The sequence below is a fragment of the Pseudomonas coronafaciens pv. oryzae str. 1_6 genome (assembly GCF_000156995.2).
Classification (GTDB): Bacteria; Pseudomonadota; Gammaproteobacteria; order Pseudomonadales; family Pseudomonadaceae; genus Aquipseudomonas; species Aquipseudomonas tremae.
Genome location: NZ_CP046035.1, coordinates 4,858,470 through 4,877,500 on the forward strand (window position 1 = coordinate 4,858,470; position 19,031 = coordinate 4,877,500).

At 54.4% G+C, this 19,031-nt stretch carries 14 protein-coding genes, 4 tRNA genes and 2 rRNA genes (1 of these 20 only partly in view); all 20 read right to left on the reverse strand.

Going from position 1 to position 19,031, the window contains the following annotated elements; all coding sequences use genetic code 11:
* Positions 1-27: 27 nt before the first annotated feature.
* Entirely contained in the window at positions 28-2,133 is a 2,106-nt protein-coding gene (gene fusA, locus POR16_RS22060; RefSeq protein WP_005887079.1) for an elongation factor G, read from the reverse strand.
* 30 nt (positions 2,134-2,163) lie between these two features.
* Positions 2,164-2,634 carry a 30S ribosomal protein S7 gene (gene rpsG / locus POR16_RS22065; protein ID WP_004397077.1) on the reverse strand — a complete coding sequence of 157 codons (471 nt, stop codon included), beginning with the start codon at positions 2,632-2,634 and terminating at the stop codon, positions 2,164-2,166.
* 122 nt (positions 2,635-2,756) lie between these two features.
* The gene (gene rpsL, locus POR16_RS22070) at positions 2,757-3,128 is read right to left on the reverse strand and encodes a 30S ribosomal protein S12 (RefSeq protein ID WP_002555494.1); all 372 of its coding nucleotides are present in this window, start codon (positions 3,126-3,128) and stop codon (positions 2,757-2,759) included.
* Between the two features lie 197 nt (positions 3,129-3,325).
* A complete protein-coding gene (rpoC, locus tag POR16_RS22075) occupies positions 3,326-7,525 on the reverse strand; it encodes a DNA-directed RNA polymerase subunit beta' (protein WP_005887076.1) in 4,200 nt (1,399 codons plus the stop codon).
* A 64-nt stretch (positions 7,526-7,589) separates the two neighbouring features.
* A complete protein-coding gene (rpoB, locus tag POR16_RS22080; protein ID WP_154897068.1) occupies positions 7,590-11,663 on the reverse strand; it encodes a DNA-directed RNA polymerase subunit beta in 4,074 nt (1,357 codons plus the stop codon).
* A 221-nt stretch (positions 11,664-11,884) separates the two neighbouring features.
* Complete coding sequence (gene rplL, locus POR16_RS22085; protein WP_005768921.1) at positions 11,885-12,250, reverse strand: 50S ribosomal protein L7/L12; 366 nt, start codon at positions 12,248-12,250, stop codon at positions 11,885-11,887.
* A gap of 79 nt (positions 12,251-12,329) precedes the next feature.
* Positions 12,330-12,830 carry a 50S ribosomal protein L10 gene (gene rplJ, locus POR16_RS22090; protein WP_005887072.1) on the reverse strand — a complete coding sequence of 167 codons (501 nt, stop codon included), beginning with the start codon at positions 12,828-12,830 and terminating at the stop codon, positions 12,330-12,332.
* A gap of 201 nt (positions 12,831-13,031) precedes the next feature.
* Complete coding sequence (rplA, locus tag POR16_RS22095) at positions 13,032-13,727, reverse strand: 50S ribosomal protein L1 (RefSeq protein ID WP_003400443.1); 696 nt, start codon at positions 13,725-13,727, stop codon at positions 13,032-13,034.
* Positions 13,727-14,158: a 50S ribosomal protein L11 gene (gene rplK / locus POR16_RS22100; protein WP_002555500.1), complete on the reverse strand. Its 432-nt coding sequence runs from the start codon at positions 14,156-14,158 to the stop codon at positions 13,727-13,729. The genes rplA and rplK overlap by 1 nt, the downstream gene beginning before the upstream one ends.
* Positions 14,159-14,276: 118 nt before the next feature.
* Positions 14,277-14,810, reverse strand: coding sequence for a transcription termination/antitermination protein NusG (gene nusG, locus POR16_RS22105; RefSeq protein WP_003186097.1), 534 nt, complete (start codon positions 14,808-14,810; stop codon positions 14,277-14,279).
* Between the two features lie 9 nt (positions 14,811-14,819).
* The gene (gene secE / locus POR16_RS22110; protein ID WP_005887064.1) at positions 14,820-15,188 is read right to left on the reverse strand and encodes a preprotein translocase subunit SecE; all 369 of its coding nucleotides are present in this window, start codon (positions 15,186-15,188) and stop codon (positions 14,820-14,822) included.
* Positions 15,189-15,234: 46 nt separating this feature from the next.
* Positions 15,235-15,310: transfer RNA gene (locus POR16_RS22115), tRNA-Trp, on the reverse strand.
* Positions 15,311-15,476: 166 nt separating this feature from the next.
* Positions 15,477-15,552: transfer RNA gene (locus POR16_RS22120), tRNA-Thr, on the reverse strand.
* 26 nt (positions 15,553-15,578) lie between these two features.
* Positions 15,579-15,652 (reverse strand) — tRNA-Gly (locus POR16_RS22125).
* 24 nt (positions 15,653-15,676) lie between these two features.
* Positions 15,677-15,761: transfer RNA gene (locus POR16_RS22130), tRNA-Tyr, on the reverse strand.
* A 142-nt stretch (positions 15,762-15,903) separates the two neighbouring features.
* The gene (locus POR16_RS22135) at positions 15,904-16,332 is read right to left on the reverse strand and encodes a hypothetical protein (RefSeq protein ID WP_005887062.1); all 429 of its coding nucleotides are present in this window, start codon (positions 16,330-16,332) and stop codon (positions 15,904-15,906) included.
* 7 nt (positions 16,333-16,339) lie between these two features.
* The gene (locus tag POR16_RS22140) at positions 16,340-17,089 is read right to left on the reverse strand and encodes a pantothenate kinase (RefSeq protein ID WP_005887060.1); all 750 of its coding nucleotides are present in this window, start codon (positions 17,087-17,089) and stop codon (positions 16,340-16,342) included.
* Positions 17,079-18,038: a bifunctional biotin--[acetyl-CoA-carboxylase] ligase/biotin operon repressor BirA gene (birA, locus tag POR16_RS22145; RefSeq protein ID WP_005887058.1), complete on the reverse strand. Its 960-nt coding sequence runs from the start codon at positions 18,036-18,038 to the stop codon at positions 17,079-17,081. Before birA ends, POR16_RS22140 begins: the two co-directional genes overlap by 11 nt.
* A 147-nt stretch (positions 18,039-18,185) precedes the next feature.
* Positions 18,186-18,301 (reverse strand): 5S ribosomal RNA (gene rrf / locus POR16_RS22150).
* Between the two features lie 157 nt (positions 18,302-18,458).
* Positions 18,459-19,031: ribosomal RNA gene (locus tag POR16_RS22155) — 23S ribosomal RNA — on the reverse strand (it continues 2,321 nt past the right edge of the window).

Below are 19,031 nucleotides of genomic sequence, written 5' to 3' on the forward strand. Positions count from 1 at the left end.
AAATAACTCCTAGCCTAAGGCGCTGAATCAGCCTTGTTTTTTGGTTACAGCATCGACGATGTGCGACGGAGCTGCATTGTATTTTTTGAATTCCATAGAGTAGCTTGCGCGACCCTGGGACATGGAGCGAACGTCGGTCGCATAACCGAACATCTCACCCAACGGAACCTCGGCACGAATCACTTTACCGGAAACCGTATCTTCCATACCCAAGATCATGCCGCGACGACGGTTAAGGTCGCCCATCACGTCACCCATATAGTCTTCAGGCGTAACAACCTCTACCGCCATGATCGGCTCAAGCAACTCACCACCGCCCTTCTGGGCCAGTTGCTTGGTCGCCATGGAAGCAGCCACCTTAAACGCCATCTCGTTCGAGTCGACGTCATGGTAGGAACCATCAAACACGGTAGCCTTCAGGCCGATCAGCGGATAACCGGCAACAACACCGTTCTTCATCTGCTCTTCGATACCCTTCTGGATAGCCGGGATGTATTCCTTCGGAACAACACCACCTACCACTTCGTTTACGAATTGCAGACCTTCCTGACCTTCGTCAGCAGGCGCAAAACGGATCCAGCAATGACCAAACTGGCCACGACCGCCGGATTGACGAACGAACTTGCCTTCGATTTCACAATTCTTCGTGATGCGCTCACGATAGGAAACCTGAGGCTTGCCGATGTTGGCTTCGACGTTGAACTCACGGCGCATCCGGTCAACCAGGATGTCCAAGTGGAGCTCGCCCATGCCAGAGATGATCGTTTGACCAGTCTCTTCATCAGTCTTGACGCGGAAAGACGGGTCTTCCTGAGCAAGTTTGCCCAGTGCAATACCCATTTTTTCCTGGTCATCCTTGGTCTTCGGCTCAACGGCGACCGAAATAACCGGTTCCGGGAAGTCCATGCGAACCAGGATGATTGGCTTGTCAGCGTTGCACAAGGTTTCACCAGTGGTGACGTCCTTCATGCCGATCAGGGCCGCGATGTCGCCAGCGCGTACTTCCTTGATCTCTTCGCGAGCGTTTGCGTGCATCTGCACCATACGACCCACGCGCTCTTTTTTGCCTTTGACCGAGTTGATCACGCCGTCGCCGGATGCCAACACGCCCGAGTAAACACGGACAAAGGTCAAAGTACCCACGAATGGGTCGGTAGCGATCTTGAACGCCAAAGCCGAGAACGGCTCGCTGTCGTCCGCATGACGCTCCATCTGAATTTCTTCGTTATCAGGGTCGGTACCCTTGATAGCAGGAATGTCAATTGGAGCCGGCAAGTAGTCGATCACGGCGTCGAGAACCAGGGGAACACCCTTGTTCTTGAAGGAAGAACCGCAAACAGCAAGAACGATCTCACCAGCGATAGTACGCTGACGCAGAGCGGCCTTGATTTCCTCGTTGGTGAGTTCTTCACCTTCAAGGTACTTGTTCATCAGCTCTTCGTTGGCTTCGGCTGCAGCCTCTACCATATTGCCGCGCCATTCATCAGCCAGCTCCTGCAATTCAGCAGGGATAGGCTTGCGAACAGGAACCATGCCTTTGTCAGCGTCATTCCAGTAAACAGCTTCCATAGCCATCAGGTCGATTTGACCCTGGAAGTTGTCTTCAGCACCGATGGCCAACTGAATAGGCACCGGAGTGTGACCCAGACGCTGCTTGATCTGAGCAATTACGCGCAGAAAGTTAGCACCGGCACGGTCCATCTTGTTCACGTAGACGATACGTGGAACGCCGTATTTGTTGGCTTGACGCCATACGGTTTCGGACTGAGGCTCTACACCGGAAGTACCGCAGAACACAACGACCGCGCCGTCGAGTACACGCAGGGAACGCTCAACTTCAATGGTGAAGTCTACGTGGCCCGGGGTGTCAATAACGTTGAAACGGTATTGGTCTTTGTGTTGCTTCTCGGAACCCTGCCAGAAGGCAGTGATAGCAGCAGAAGTAATGGTAATACCACGCTCCTGCTCCTGAACCATCCAGTCCGTGGTCGCGGCGCCGTCATGCACCTCGCCCATTTTGTGGCTTTTGCCGGTGTAAAAAAGGACGCGCTCGGTGGTGGTGGTTTTACCAGCATCCACGTGAGCGACGATACCGATGTTACGGTAACGGCTAATCGGAGTAGTACGAGCCATAAAGCCCTCGCAAATATAGTGACGCTGAAATTAGAAGCGGTAGTGCGAGAAAGCCTTGTTGGCCTCGGCCATACGGTGCACGTCTTCACGCTTCTTGACCGCAGCACCTTTACCTTCGGCGGCGTCCATCAGTTCGCCAGCCAAACGCAGAGCCATAGACTTCTCACCGCGCTTGCGCGCGAAGTCTACCAGCCAACGCATTGCCAGAGCATTACGACGGGACGGACGAACTTCGACAGGAACCTGGTAAGTAGCACCGCCTACACGGCGCGACTTCACTTCGACCAGCGGAGCGATGGCGTCGAGAGCTTTCTCGAAGATTTCCAGGGGGTCGCTGTTCTTGCGTTCTTTAACCTTTTCCAGCGCGCCATAAACGATACGCTCGGCAACGGCTTTTTTGCCGCTTTCCATTACGTGGTTCATGAACTTGGCCAGGATCTGGCTGCCGTATTTTGGATCGTCAAGCACTTCGCGCTTGGCTGCTACGCGTCTTCTTGGCATGGATAAGCCCTCAAACGGTCTTCAGGTTAGCTCGGGACCACCATCCAACAAAGGATGCGCCCGACCTTACTCTTATCGACTCAGAAAAATAGAAATCTGCAATTTCAAACAGAAGCCAAATACTACTTAGGCTTCTTGGTACCGTATTTCGAGCGACCCTGGTTACGGCCTTTAACGCCGGAAGTATCCAGAGAACCACGAACGGTGTGATAACGAACACCTGGCAAGTCTTTTACACGACCGCCACGGATCAGTACCACGCTGTGTTCTTGCAGGTTGTGACCTTCACCACCGATGTACGAGGAAACCTCGAAACCGTTGGTCAGGCGAACACGGCAGACTTTACGCAATGCCGAGTTAGGTTTTTTCGGCGTGGTGGTATACACACGAGTGCAAACACCGCGACGTTGCGGGCAGTTCTGCAGCGCAGGCACGTCGGATTTCTCGACGATACGCTTACGCGGCTGACGTACCAGCTGGTTGATAGTTGCCATCTACTAGCTCCACTGTTGTCTTGCGACGCTATTGTCTTACAAGAAAAGCAATTGACGAGACAAACGCCCCGCCAAATTTAGGGGTACAAGAGTCTAAAGAGGATCCTGTGCCCAGTCAAGACAAAGCCCCGGCCGCCCCGCCCGGCAACCCGCAAGAAATGTGCGGGTTGCCGGAAGAAAATGCCGAGGCTTTGGTCTTAGTTACCGCTGGAGTTCAACGCTTCCGTCAGGGCAGCTTCAACTTCACTTGCACTGACTCGGGTCGGTTTGTCCATTTCACGACGACGCTTGCGCTCGCTGTGATAAGCCAGACCGGTACCGGCCGGGATCAGACGACCCACAACCACGTTTTCTTTCAGGCCACGCAGGTAGTCGCGCTTGCCTGTCACAGCCGCTTCGGTCAGTACGCGGGTTGTCTCCTGGAAGGAGGCCGCGGAGATGAACGACTCGGTGGACAACGATGCCTTGGTGATACCCAGCAACACGCGAGTGAATTTGGAAACAAACTTGTCGTCTGCGCCCAAACGCTCGTTTTCTACCAGGACGTGAGTCAATTCCATCTGGTCGCCCTTGATGAAACTGGAATCGCCAGACTCGGCAATCTCAACTTTACGCAACATCTGACGCAGAATGGTCTCGATGTGCTTGTCGTTGATCTTCACGCCTTGCAGACGGTATACGTCTTGAATCTCGTTGACGATGTACTTGGCCAGCGCACTGACACCCAGCAAACGCAGGATATCGTGTGGATCGCTAGGACCGTCGGAGATAACTTCGCCGCGGTTCACTTGTTCGCCTTCGAAGACGTTCAGATGACGCCACTTCGGAATCAGCTCTTCGTACGGATCGCTACCGTCGTTCGGGGTAATGACCAGACGACGCTTGCCTTTGGTCTCTTTACCGAATGCGATGGTACCGCTGACTTCTGCAAGGATCGACGCCTCTTTCGGACGACGCGCTTCGAAAAGGTCGGCAACACGTGGCAGACCACCGGTGATGTCACGGGTCTTCGAAGTCTCTTGCGGAATACGAGCGATAACATCACCGATCGCGATCTGCGCACCGTCAGCTACACCAACCAGGGCGTTAGCCGGCAGGAAGTACTGAGCCGGTACGTCAGTACCTGGCAGCAGCAGATCCTTGCCATCCAGACCTACCATCTTCACAGCAGGACGAATGTCCTTGCCAGCGGCCGGGCGGTCTTTTGCGTCGAGCACTTCGATGTTGGTCATACCGGTCAATTCGTCTGTCTGACGCTTGATCGTGATGCCCTCTTCCATGCCAACGTAGGTAACAGTACCTTTCATCTCGGTGACGATTGGGTGGGTGTGCGGATCCCACTTGGCCACGATCGAACCAGCGTCGACCTTGTCGCCTTCCTTCACCGAAATCACTGCACCGTAAGGCAGTTTGTAACGTTCGCGCTCGCGACCGAAGTCATCGGCGATTGCCAGCTCACCAGAGCGGGATACCGCTACCAGATGACCGTCGACACGCTCGACGTGCTTCAGGTTGTGAAGACGGACGGTACCGCCATTCTTGACCTGAACGCTGTCGGCTGCCGAAGTCCGGCTTGCCGCACCACCAATGTGGAACGTACGCATTGTCAGCTGTGTACCCGGCTCACCGATGGACTGTGCAGCAATTACGCCGACAGCTTCACCAATGTTGACCTGGTGACCACGAGCCAGGTCGCGACCGTAGCACTTGGCGCAGATGCCGTAGCGGGTTTCACAACTGATTGGCGAACGAACGATCACTTCGTCGATGCTGTTCAGCTCGATGAATTCGACCCACTTCTCGTCGACCAGCGTACCTGCAGGCACGATGACTTCTTCGGTACCCGGCTTGAATACGTCGCGGGCGATCACTCGACCCAATACGCGTTCACCCAGCGGCTCTACAACGTCCCCGCCTTCAATATGCGGAGTCATCAGCAAGCCATGCTCGGTACCGCAATCCACTTCGGTAACGACCAGATCCTGAGCCACGTCTACCAGACGGCGAGTCAGATAACCGGAGTTAGCGGTTTTCAATGCAGTATCCGCAAGACCCTTACGAGCACCGTGAGTGGAGATGAAGTACTGAAGTACGCTCAAACCTTCACGGAAGTTCGCAGTAATCGGCGTTTCGATGATGGAGCCATCAGGCTTGGCCATCAAACCACGCATACCGGCCAGCTGACGAATCTGTGCAGCAGAACCACGCGCGCCGGAGTCAGCCATCATGTACATCGAGTTGAAGGATTCCTGATCAACTTCGACGCCGTGACGATCGATAACACGCTCTTTGGACAGGTTCGACATCATCGCTTTCGAGACTTCGTCGTTCGCCTTGGACCAAAGGTCGATTACCTTGTTGTACTTCTCGCCCTGAGTAACCAGGCCCGATGCGTACTGGCTTTCGATCTCTTTAACTTCTTCGGTGGCCGCGTCGATGATGCGAGCTTTCTCATCAGGGATAACGAAGTCGTTAACGCCGATGGAAACACCCGAAATGGTCGAGTAGGCAAAACCGGTGTACATCAACTGGTCAGCGAAGATAACGGTCTCTTTCAAACCAACCACGCGGTAGCACTGGTTGATCAGTTTGGAGATCGCCTTTTTCTTCATAGGCTGGTTGACGACGTCGTAGGACAGGCCGGCCGGAACCACCTGGAACAGCAGCGCACGGCCAACAGTAGTGTCGACGATACGAGTGTTCTTGACGCTGCCACCATCACGGTCGTTGACCGTTTCGTGGATACGAACCTTGACCTTGGCGTGCAGGGCCGCTTCGCCGGCGCGGAATACGCGGTCGACTTCCTGCAGATCCGCAAACACACGACCTTCGCCCTTGGCGTTGATCGCTTCGCGAGTCATGTAATACAGACCCAGTACAACGTCCTGCGAAGGAACGATGATTGGCTCACCGTTGGCTGGCGACAGGATGTTGTTGGTCGACATCATGAGCGCGCGCGCTTCGAGCTGAGCTTCCAGCGTCAAAGGCACGTGAACAGCCATCTGGTCGCCGTCGAAGTCGGCGTTGTACGCAGCACAGACCAGCGGGTGCAGCTGAATAGCCTTACCTTCGATCAGAACCGGTTCAAATGCCTGGATGCCCAGACGGTGAAGCGTAGGCGCACGGTTCAGAAGCACCGGGTGTTCGCGAATGACTTCAGCAAGAACGTCCCAGACCTCTGGCAGCTCGCGCTCGACCATTTTCTTGGCAGCTTTGATGGTCGTGGCGAGGCCACGCATTTCCAGCTTGCCGAAAATGAACGGCTTGAACAGCTCGAGAGCCATTTTCTTCGGCAGACCGCACTGGTGCAGACGCAGGGTCGGACCTACGGTAATTACCGAACGACCCGAGTAGTCAACACGCTTACCGAGCAAGTTCTGACGGAAACGACCCTGCTTACCCTTGATCATGTCAGCCAGGGATTTCAGAGGGCGCTTGTTAGAACCGGTGATTGCACGACCACGACGACCGTTGTCGAGCAGTGCATCGACTGCTTCCTGCAACATACGCTTTTCGTTGCGCACGATGATGTCAGGAGCAGACAGATCCAGCAGACGCTTTAGACGGTTGTTACGGTTGATCACTCGACGATACAGATCGTTGAGGTCGGAGGTCGCGAAACGACCACCGTCAAGCGGAACCAGAGGACGCAGATCTGGCGGCAGAACCGGCAGAACGGTCAGCACCATCCATTCAGGAAGGTTGCCGGAACCCTGGAACGCTTCCATCAGCTTCAGACGCTTGGACAGCTTCTTGATCTTGGTCTCGGAATTGGTTTGCGGAATTTCTTCACGCAGACGGCCGATTTCGTGCTCAAGATCGATAGCGTGCAGCAGTTCGCGGACAGCTTCGGCACCCATACGGGCGTCGAAATCATCACCGAACTCTTCGAGCGCTTCGAAATACTGCTCGTCGTTCAGCAGCTGACCCTTTTCGAGGGTGGTCATGCCTGGATCGATAACGACATAGCTCTCGAAGTAGAGAACGCGTTCGATATCACGCAGGGTCATGTCCATCAGCAAGCCGATACGGGACGGCAGCGATTTCAGGAACCAGATGTGGGCAACTGGCGAAGCCAGTTCGATGTGGGCCATGCGCTCACGACGAACCTTGGCCAAGGCCACTTCAACACCGCATTTTTCGCAGATGACACCACGGTGCTTCAGGCGCTTGTACTTACCGCACAGGCACTCGTAATCTTTTACCGGGCCAAAGATTTTGGCGCAGAACAGACCATCACGCTCAGGCTTGAACGTACGGTAGTTGATGGTTTCCGGCTTTTTAACTTCACCGAACGACCAAGAGCGGATCATCTCAGGCGATGCAAGTCCGATACGGATTGCGTCGAACTCTTCGACTTGACCCTGGTTTTTCAGCAAATTCAGTAGGTCTTTCAAGGCTTTCCTCCTGGCGGAGCAGGGGAGCAGGCAATACCGCCCTGCCCCCGATTCGCGTCACGTGTTATTCGGTTTCCAGATCGATATCGATACCGAGCGAACGAATTTCTTTGATCAACACGTTGAAAGACTCGGGCATGCCCGGCTCCATACGGTGATCGCCGTCCACGATGTTTTTGTACATCTTGGTACGACCGTTCACATCGTCCGACTTCACTGTGAGCATTTCTTGCAGAGTGTACGCCGCGCCGTATGCTTCCAGCGCCCACACTTCCATCTCCCCGAAACGCTGACCACCGAACTGTGCCTTACCACCCAGCGGCTGCTGGGTAACCAGGCTGTAAGAACCAGTGGAACGCGCGTGCATCTTGTCGTCCACCAAGTGGTTCAGCTTCAGCATGTACATGTAGCCGACCGTTACCGGGCGCTCAAACTTGTTGCCAGTACGACCGTCGAACAGCTGCATCTGGCCGCTTTCCGGCATATCTGCCAGTTTGAGCATTGCCTTGATTTCGCTTTCCTTGGCACCGTCGAAAACCGGGGTAGCCATCGGTACGCCGTTACGCAGGTTCTTCGCGAGGTCCAGAATCTCGTTGTCGGTGAGGTCTTCCAGGGTTTCCTGACGACCGCCGATTTCGTTATAGATCTCGTTAAGGAACTTGCGCAGCTCAGCCACTTTACGCTGCTCTTCGAGCATGCGGTTGATCTTCTCGCCCAGACCTTTGGCCGCGAGGCCAAGGTGAGTTTCGAGAATCTGACCAACGTTCATACGCGAAGGTACGCCCAGCGGGTTGAGGACGATGTCCACCGGCGTGCCATTGGCATCGTGCGGCATGTCTTCAACCGGCATGATCACAGAGACCACACCCTTGTTACCGTGACGACCGGCCATCTTGTCGCCCGGCTGGATGCGACGACGGATTGCCAGATAGACCTTGACGATTTTCAGAACGCCTGGAGCCAGGTCATCGCCCTGCTGCAGTTTGCGTTTCTTGTCTTCGAACTTGTCATCCAGAAGACGGCGACGATCAACGATGTAGGCCTGAGCCTTTTCAAGCTGCTCGTTCAGAGCATCTTCAGCCATGCGCAGTTTGAACCACTGACCATGCTCAAGACCATCGAGTACTTCGTTAGTGATTTCCTGACCTTTCTTGAGGCCAGCACCGCCTTCCGCTACACGACCCACCAGCGCAGAACGCAGACGCTCGAAAGTAGCGCCTTCGACAATACGGAACTCTTCGTTCAGGTCCTTGCGGATCTCGTCGAGTTGCGACTTCTCGATGGACAGGGCACGTGCATCACGCTCAACGCCATCTCGGGTGAAGACCTGAACGTCAATGACTGTACCTTTGGTGCCGGTTGGCACGCGCAGGGAAGTGTCTTTAACGTCGCTGGCCTTCTCACCGAAGATCGCGCGCAACAGTTTTTCTTCCGGAGTCAGCTGGGTCTCGCCTTTCGGAGTGACTTTACCGACCAGGATGTCGCCAGCGCCAACTTCGGCACCTACGTAAACGATACCTGCTTCATCCAGCTTGTTCAGAGCAGCTTCACCCACGTTAGGGATGTCAGCTGTGATTTCCTCAGGCCCAAGCTTGGTGTCACGAGCCACACAGGTCAGTTCCTGAATGTGGATCGTGGTGAAGCGGTCTTCCTGAACAACGCGCTCGGAAAGACAGATGGAGTCTTCGAAGTTGAAACCGTTCCAGGCCATGAACGCGATGCGCATGTTCTGACCCAGCGCCAGTTCACCCATATCGGTGGACGGGCCGTCAGCCATGATGTCGCTACGCTGAACGCGATCGCCCTTGCTGACCAGCGGACGCTGGTTGATGCAGGTGTTCTGGTTGGAGCGGGTGTATTTGGTCAGGTTGTAGATGTCTACACCCGCCTCACCTGTTTCAACTTCGTCATCGGCAACGCGAACCACGATACGACTGGCATCAACCGAATCGATCACACCACCACGACGAGCCACGACGCAAACGCCGGAGTCGCGTGCAACGTTGCGCTCCATGCCAGTACCAACCAGCGGCTTGTCGGCACGCAAGGTCGGTACAGCCTGACGCTGCATGTTCGAACCCATCAACGCACGGTTGGCGTCATCGTGCTCGAGGAACGGAATCAACGAAGCGGCTACCGAAACAACCTGCTTGGGCGAAACGTCCATCAGGGTGACATCGGCTGGCGCCTTGACGGTGAACTCGTTCAAGTGACGCACGGCAACCAGCTCGTCGATCAGCTCTTGCTTGTCGTTCATTGCGGCCGAAGCCTGTGCAATGACGTGGTCAGCTTCTTCGATCGCTGAAAGGAAAACGATCTCTTCGGTGACCAGACCTTCCTTGACCACACGGTACGGGCTTTCAAGGAAGCCGTACTGGTTGGTGCGGGCATAGGCCGCCAGGGAGTTGATCAGGCCGATGTTCGGACCTTCCAGCGTTTCGATAGGGCACACGCGACCGTAGTGAGTCGGGTGAACGTCTCGAACTTCAAAACCAGCACGCTCACGAGTCAAACCACCAGGGCCGAGTGCAGAAACACGGCGTTTGTGGGTGATCTCGGAAAGCGGGTTGTTCTGGTCCATGAACTGGGAAAGCTGGCTGGAACCAAAGAATTCCTTGACCGCTGCCGCAACCGGTTTGGCGTTGATCAGGTCCTGAGGCATCAGGCCTTCGCTTTCTGCCATAGACAGACGTTCTTTAACCGCACGCTCGACACGGACCAGACCTACGCGGAACTGGTTTTCGGCCATCTCGCCTACGCAACGAACACGACGGTTACCGAGGTGGTCGATGTCATCGACGATGCCTTTGCCGTTACGGATGTCAACGAGGGTCTTGAGGACCGCAACGATGTCTTCCTTGCACAGCACGCCCGAACCTTCGATTTCGGTGCGACCGATACGACGGTTGAACTTCATACGACCTACAGCAGACAGGTCATAACGCTCAGGGCTGAAGAACAGGTTGTTGAACAGCGTTTCAGCTGCATCCTTGGTAGGCGGCTCGCCAGGACGCATCATGCGATAGATCTCGACCAGGGCTTCCAGCTGGTTGCTGGTGGAGTCGATCTTCAATGTGTCGGAGACGAACGGACCACAGTCGATGTCGTTGGTGTACAACGTCTCGATACGGACAACCTGAGCCTTGGCGATCTTGCCCAGGATTTCAGTGTTCAGCTCGGTGTTGCATTCAGCAATGATCTCACCAGTGGCCGGATGCACAATGACCTTGGCAGTCGTACGACCCAGGACGTAGTCCAGAGGTACTTCCAGCTCTTTGATCCCGGCTTTTTCCAGCTGATTGATGTGACGGGCAGTGATACGGCGCCCCTGCTCGACAATGACCTTGCCTTTGTCGTCCAGGATATCCAGAACGGCAATTTCACCACGCAGGCGCTGAGGCACCAGCTCCAGGCTGAGGTTTTCACCGCGCACATGGAATACGTTGGTGGTATAGAAAGCATCGAGCACTTGCTCGGTGGTGTAACCCAGAGCGCGCAGAAGTACGGACGCAGGCAGCTTGCGACGACGGTCGATACGGACGAATACGCAGTCTTTCGGATCGAACTCGAAGTCCAGCCACGAACCGCGGTAAGGAATGATACGCGCGGAGTAAAGCAGCTTACCGGAGCTGTGAGTCTTGCCACGGTCGTGGTCGAAGAATACGCCAGGCGAACGGTGAAGCTGAGACACGATAACGCGCTCGGTGCCGTTGATTACAAAGGTACCGTTTTCAGTCATCAGGGGAATTTCACCCATGTAGACTTCTTGCTCTTTGATGTCCTTGATCGCTTTGTTCGACGATTCTTTGTCGAAAATGATCAGACGGACCTTGACTCGCAGAGGTACAGCGTAAGTCACACCGCGCAGCACGCATTCCTTGACATCAAATGCCGGTTCGCCCAAGCGATAACCTACATACTCCAGCGCAGCATTGCCGGAGTAGCTGATGATCGGGAAAACGGATTTGAAGGCTGCATGCAGACCGACGTCGCGGAACTGATCTTTGGTCGCTCCCGCCTGCAGGAATTCGCGATACGAATCCAGCTGGATGGCCAAGAGATACGGCACATCCATTACGTCCGGCAACTTGCTAAAGTCCTTGCGGATACGTTTTTTCTCAGTATATGAGTAAGCCATCAGCGTTCCCCAGCTTGGTCACCTGCTTGTTTGGCTCCCTCCCGACGGAAGCAGCCAGAAAATCTTGCAAACCCCTTGGTTTGCGCCACCGCCATTGGTGGATACCACACGCTATAAACGTTGACCGCGCCAATCGTCTATAACGGAAAAAGGCCGGTGGCAAAAGCCACCAGCCATCAGCCTTTCGCTAAACGCGTGGGCTGGACACTCAAAATCGATGCTTATTTCAGCTCGACTTTAGCGCCTGCTTCTTCCAGAGTAGCTTTGGCTTTGTCAGCTGCGTCTTTGGCAACAGCTTCCAGAACGATGCCTGGAGCGCCGTCAACGACTGCCTTGGCTTCTTTCAGGCCCAGACCGGTCAGCTCACGTACTGCCTTGATCACGTTAACTTTCTTCTCGCCAGCTTCCAGCAGCATGACGTTGAATTCAGTTTGTTCTTCAACAACAGCAGCAGCAGCGGCTGGACCAGCAGAACCGGCAGCAGCAGTAACGCCGAACTTCTCTTCGAATGCCTTGATCAGTTCTACAACCTGAATTACGGACATTTCAGCTACGGCGTTAAGGATATCGTCTTGAGAGATAGACATGACTCAATTTCCTGAATTGGGGGACGGCCTACGCGACCATCAAAATAAACAAAAATACGCGAAAAGATCTGACTCAGCCTTAAGCTGCAGCTGCTTCTTTTTGGTCGCGAACAGCCGCCAGAGTACGAGCCAATTTGCTGGTAGCGCCTTGAATCACGCTCATCAGCTGAGAAATTGCTTCGTTACGGGTCGGCAAGGTTGCCAGTACGTCGATCTGATTAGCTGCGAGGAACTTGCCCTCGAACGCAGCTGCCTTGATCTCGAACTTGTCCTGACCTTTCGCGAATTCCTTGAACAAACGGGCAGCAGCGCCAGGATGTTCGTTGGAGAACGCGATCAAGGTCGGGCCGGTGAACACGTCGTTGAGGACACTGAATTCAGTGTCAGCAACAGCGCGCTTGAGCAGGGTGTTACGTACAACGCGTACGTAAACGCCAGCTTCACGAGCCTCTTTACGGAGTCCGGTCATTGCGCTAACCGTCACACCACGGGCATCAGCCACGACAGCGGACAGACCAGCTTTGGCAGCCTCGTTGACTTCAGCGACGATGGCCTTCTTGTCTTCGAGTTTAATTGCCACGGGTTTAACTCCTGCTTGTTACCGTTTCATCCGACCGAAGCCAGATGTCGTTTTGGTGTCTGATTCGGTAAGGAACCGGGAGCACCATCTGCGTAGGCTTGTGGTTTAAGACTTGCGTCGCCTACGGTCTTGGATAGCCCCCGCCATGCAGGGACCCCAATCTTTCAAACAGCGCGGCAAACAACACCGCGCCATTCTGTCTTACGCTTCCAGAGAACCTTGGTCGATGACCAGGCCTGGGCCCATGGTGGTGCTCAGGGTGATGCGCTTGACGTAAATACCTTTCGAGGAAGCAGGCTTGATACGCTTCAGATCAGCGATCAGGGCTTCAACGTTTTCCTTCAGCTTGACAGCGTCGAAACCGACCTTGCCAACCGAAGTGTGGATGATGCCGTTTTTGTCGGTGCGATAACGAACCTGACCGGCCTTGGCGTTCTTGACGGCGTTAGCGACGTCAGGAGTAACGGTGCCGACTTTAGGGTTAGGCATCAGGCCACGAGGACCGAGAACCTGACCCAGCTGGCCAACAACACGCATTGCATCAGGAGAAGCAATAACGACGTCGTAGTTCAGATCGCCCGCTTTCATTTCAGCAGCCAGATCGTCCATACCAACGCGATCAGCGCCTGCAGCCAGAGCAGCTTCAGCAGCCGGGCCCTGGGTGAAAACTGCAACGCGTACAGTTTTACCGGTGCCGTGCGGCAGGACGGTAGCGCTACGAACAACCTGGTCGGATTTACGAGGATCAACACCCAGGTTGACAGCGACGTCGATGGACTCGCTGAACTTGACAGTCGACAGCTCAGTGAGCAGCGCAGCGGCGTCTACGAAATTGTAAGACTTGCCAGCTTCGATTTTTTCGGCGATTGCCTTTTGACGCTTGGTCAGCTTAGCCATTACACACCCTCCACGTTAAGGCCCATGCTACGAGCGGAACCGGCGATGGTACGCACGGCCGCTTCCATGTCAGCTGCAGTCAGATCCGCATTTTTTGCTTTAGCGATATCTTCCAGCTGAGCACGAGTCACGGTGCCAACTTTAACGGTGTTCGGGCGAGCCGAGCCGCTGGTCAAGCCTGCAGCTTTCTTCAGCAGAACCGATGCAGGGGTACTTTTTGTTTCGAAAGTGAAGCTACGGTCGCTGTATACAGTGATGATCACTGGAGTCGGCAAGCCTGGCTCGATACCCTGGGTACGGGCGTTGAACGCTTTGCAGAATTCCATGATGTTCACACCGTGCTGACCCAAAGCAGGACCAACTGGCGGGCTTGGGTTAGCCTGAGCGGCTTTCACTTGCAGCTTGATGTACGCGGTTATCTTCTTGGCCATGAGGCACTCCAATTACGGGTTCAAGCGCCAAAAAGGCTCCCCGGTTACTTACACGTATATCCCAGTGACGAAAAAACCCCACAGCCTATAAGCTGCGGGGTATGGGATTTCAGCTCAGCTAGACCTTTTCGACCTGGCTAAACTCTAGCTCTACCGGAGTAGAGCGTCCGAAAATGAGCACCGCCACCTGAATACGGCTCTTTTCGTAGTTAACTTCTTCAACCGTACCGTTGAAATCGGCGAACGGACCGTCGGTGACGCGAACAACCTCACCCGGCTCGAACAGCGTTTTCGGCTTCGGCTTGTCGCTACCGTCAGCGACACGACGCAGAATCGCTTCCGCTTCCTTGTCGGTGATCGGTGCTGGTTTATCAGCAGTACCGCCGATGAAACCCATGACACGAGGAGTGTCCTTGACCAAGTGCCAAGTACCCTCATTCATATCCATCTGTACAAGCACATAACCAGGGAAGAACTTGCGTTCGCTTTTGCGCTTCTGGCCATTACGCATTTCAACCACTTCTTCAGTGGGAACCAGAATTTCGCCGAAGCCATCTTCCATGCCTGCCAGCTTCACACGCTCGACCAACGAGCGCATGACATGCTTCTCGTAACCCGAGTAAGCATGCACTACGTACCAACGCTTAGCCACGGGACACCCTTAGCCAACTATCAAGGAAACAAGCCAGCCGAGCAGGGAATCTAGCCCCCACAGCAGCAACGCCATAACCAGCACAACAGCCACAACGATCAACGTGGTTTGCGTGGTTTCTTGGCGAGTAGGCCAAACGACTTTACGGATCTCTGCACGGGCTTCTTTCGCCAAAACGAAGAAAGCCTTACCTTTGCCAGTCTGCAGCGCTACAAAAGCAGCAGCAGCGGCAATCACAAGGAGAGCAAGAACGCGGTACAGGATCGGCTCAGCAGAGTAGTACTGATTACCGACAACACCCACGACAACCAAAACGACTACCAGGAGCCACTTCAGCAAGTCAAAGCGAGAGTCTGATGCTTCAGCCTTGGGATTCATCTACGGAGATCCTGTGAAAAGAAAGCCAGATTACATCTAGGAAATCTGGCAGGTCAGGAGGGAATCGAACCCCCAACCTACGGTTTTGGAGACCGTCGCTCTGCCAATTGAGCTACTGACCTAAAAGCAAAATCAGGCCGAACATTATGCTGACCTGACGAGAGTTTTTCAATGCCTTATTCAGGATTAACCTGCCCCAAAAGCAGAATCCAAACAAGACATCAGGCGGACCAACACAACCGAACCACCTAAAACAAAGGCAGATATTTTCATATCTGCCTTTAGCAATGGAGCTCTTGAGCGGATTCGAACCGCTGACCTCACCCTTACCAAGGGTGTGCTCTACCAACTGAGCTACAAGAGCAAATCACAATGCATAAGCTGCAAGCTTGGAGCGGGTAGCGGGAATCGAACCCGCATCATCAGCTTGGAAGGCTGAGGTTCTACCACTAAACTATACCCGCGCAATTTGCAGCTTGCGCTAAATCTGGTGGAGGGGGAAGGATTCGAACCTTCGAAGTCGTAGACGTCAGATTTACAGTCTGATCCCTTTGGCCGCTCGGGAACCCCTCCTAAGCGAGGCAGCATTCTCAACTCATGCCGCCCTTCTGTCAACCTTTTTCTCAGTAAAAACCTGAGGTTACATGCGTTAACTACTGCAGCTTCGTTAATGAGACTTTCACCTCACTGCGAAGCGGGCGCCATTCTATGCAAACTACTCAGCAGTTGCAATGCCCTCACATGACATTATTTGATTTTTTAACAGGGGAAAATCCTGGCTCAACCGGCTGATTGTATCTGCCTCTACAAGACGCCGACTTTCCGGGGTGATTTTTAACCAGTACACCGTAGAACCACCCGACTGAACGGGCCGAAACTGCGATTGAATATCAAGGCTATTCAGTCGCTGCTCGACCAGACGAGCCTCTTCCTGCCTGGCGAAGCCACCCACATACAGACATTTTGCTTCGGGACTACCTACTGCCTTGCCTCCCTCCGACTCACTCAGTAGTCGAATATCCTGCCGTGGGGCGCTATGCAATGATAAGGGCATGACCTCTTTTGCCCTGAGAGGAGCCTCTTGCTGGTGCCATACGTAATAAAGGCCGTTTAGCATCAAAAGGAGAAGAAATAACCAACGCATAAGTACCTCAGCGCAAAGGGCAAGCGAGAGCCAGGCCAACAAACACCAGATCCGGAACAATTCGAGCCTCTGGCAACACATCTGCAACCAGCGCAGCATCACCTCCAGTCACGAAGATAACAAAGTCAGCCCCCCAGTAGCCGCGTGCGATTTCGATCTGCGTCAAAGCGAACCCTCGGAGCATCAGAGAACAACCGCGCTCCACCGCTTCCGCTGTGGCACGTCCGGGCACCCTATGAGCGAGAGCCTTTTCGGCCTCGACATCGTAATAGCGGATACGGCGAGTATGCGTACGCAATTGATTGCGCATCAGAGGCATGCCTGGGCAGATGAACCCGCCAAGATGGCCTCCTGTAGCATCGACGAAATCAGAGGTCACTGCAGTCCCCAGATCAATCACCAGGCATGCGCGACGAACGAGATGATAGGCGCCCACCAAAGCTAACCAGCGATCCAGACCCAGACGCCCGAAATCTTCATAGCCGTTGATCACACCCGCAAGCTGGCGCGCCGGAGCAGCGCACACGGGCGTTACCGAGAAGGCATCGATCAGCAGCGCAACAAGCTTCGCCGTTTCGTCTGCGCTACGAACACTGACCAGGCGGCACTGATTGAACGGCACCCCAGGAAGCTTGCCGAGACTCTCAAGCAAGGCAGCGTCCGAGTCCACTACACCACCACCGACCATCACTGCGTGATCACTGGTCGTTATCCGCCATTTGATGAAGCTGTTGCCGCAATCGAGCTCAAGAATCATCACGCAACCTCAGACTGAGCTCGCCACCGCTAAAGCTTTTTTCTATACCACTGACTTCCAAGCGCAATGCTCCAAGCGAGTCGATTCCCAATACCACCCCCTCAACGGCCCCCACGCCAGAGAGCAATGTGACCTTGGCGCCCTGCCAGAGATGACCTTGCTCCCACTCCTCCCGGAAAGCAGCAAAACCCTCTTTACGATGCACAGCCAGCAGCGCATTCAATTGGCTGCTTATTCGAGCGGCAATATCGTTTCGATCTACAAAGTGCCCTGTCTCCAACCGTACAGATGTCCACTGCTGATCAACCTCGGCAGAAGCCCGCATATTGACGTTGACCCCTATGCCGATGACCACGTGACACACATCTGCCGGGTCACCGATAAGTTCTAGAAGTATGCCGGCTATCTTTTGTCTTCCCACAAGCACATCGTTAGGCCATTTGAGGCCGGCACCATGAACTCCAATGTCACGCAGCACATTCATCACAGCGAGCCCTACCAGCAAGCTGAGGCCTTCAAGCTGGCGCATACCACCGTCAATTCGCAAGACCAGGCTGTAGTATAGATTTTCAGCAAATGGACTTACCCATTTGCGGCCTCGCCGCCCCCTTCCGGAGGTCTGCCGTTCCGCAAGAACAAGCAAGGGCATGGAAACGTCTTGACCAATCAGCCTTACTGCTTCGGCATTGGTGGAGTCAATTGAGTCATAAGTCCGGACAGACCAGTCGGCAGGGAGGCCCGCTTTCTCTATGGCTGAGGGACTAAGAAGAGAGATGGGCGCCGCAAGTCGATACCCACGGCCTCGCACCTTGTGAACTGCAATACCGAGATCGGCCTCAACCTGCTGCAGTTGCTTCCAGACGGCGCTGCGACTCACCCCCAAGGTCTTGCCCAGAGCCTGGCCGGAATGAAATGCACCATCAGCAAGAAGCGTTAACAAAGTCAGCATTTAAATTCGCCCGGCAGTAAGGCACGCATCATAGCCACGCAATGGCATGATGCATAGAAACGAAAACGTGTTTTCAAAGCAGAAATGGCGAACGCCATAAAAACAAAAACCCTCAACGCATAAGCGATGAGGGTTTTTGGAATTCAATCTTGACGATGACCTACTCTCACATGGGGAAACCCCACACTACCATCGGCGATACATCGTTTCACTGCTGAGTTCGGGATGGGATCAGGTGGTTCCAATGCTCTATGGTCGTCAAGAAATTCGGGTACCGAGTCGTGCCATACGGCGCGCTTCAGCAAATCGGGTATGTGACAGTCGGTTATTCAGGTGTCGCTTGTGACGCAAACTTTCGGTTCGTGTCATCTTCACAGTCACCGCAATCTGGTCGTTCGACGCAAATTGCTTGGGTGTTATATGGTCAAGCCTCACGGGCAATTAGTATTGGTTAGCTCAACGCCTCACAGCGCTTACACACCCAACCTATCAACGTCGTAGTCTTCGACGGCCCTTCAGGGAACTCAAGGTTCCAGTGAGATCTCATCTTGAGGCAAGTTTCCCGCTTAGATGCTTTCAGCGGTTATCTTTTCCGAACATAGCTACCCGGCAATGCCACTGGCGTGACAACCGGAACACCAGAGGTTCGTCCACTCCGGTCCTCTCGTACTAGGAGCAGCCCCTCTCAAATCTCAAACGTCCACGGCAGATAGGGACCGAACTGTCTCACGACGTTCTAAACCCAGCTCGCGTACCACTTTAAATGGCGAACAGCCATACCCTTGGGACCGGCTTCAGCCCCAGGATGTGATGAGCCGACATCGAGGTGCCAAACACCGCCGTCGATATGAACTCTTGGGCGGTATCAGCCTGTTATCCCCGGAGTACCTTTTATCCGTTGAGCGATGGCCCTTCCATACAGAACCACCGGATCACTAAGACCTACTTTCGTACCTGCTCGACGTGTCTGTCTCGCAGTCAAGCGCGCTTTTG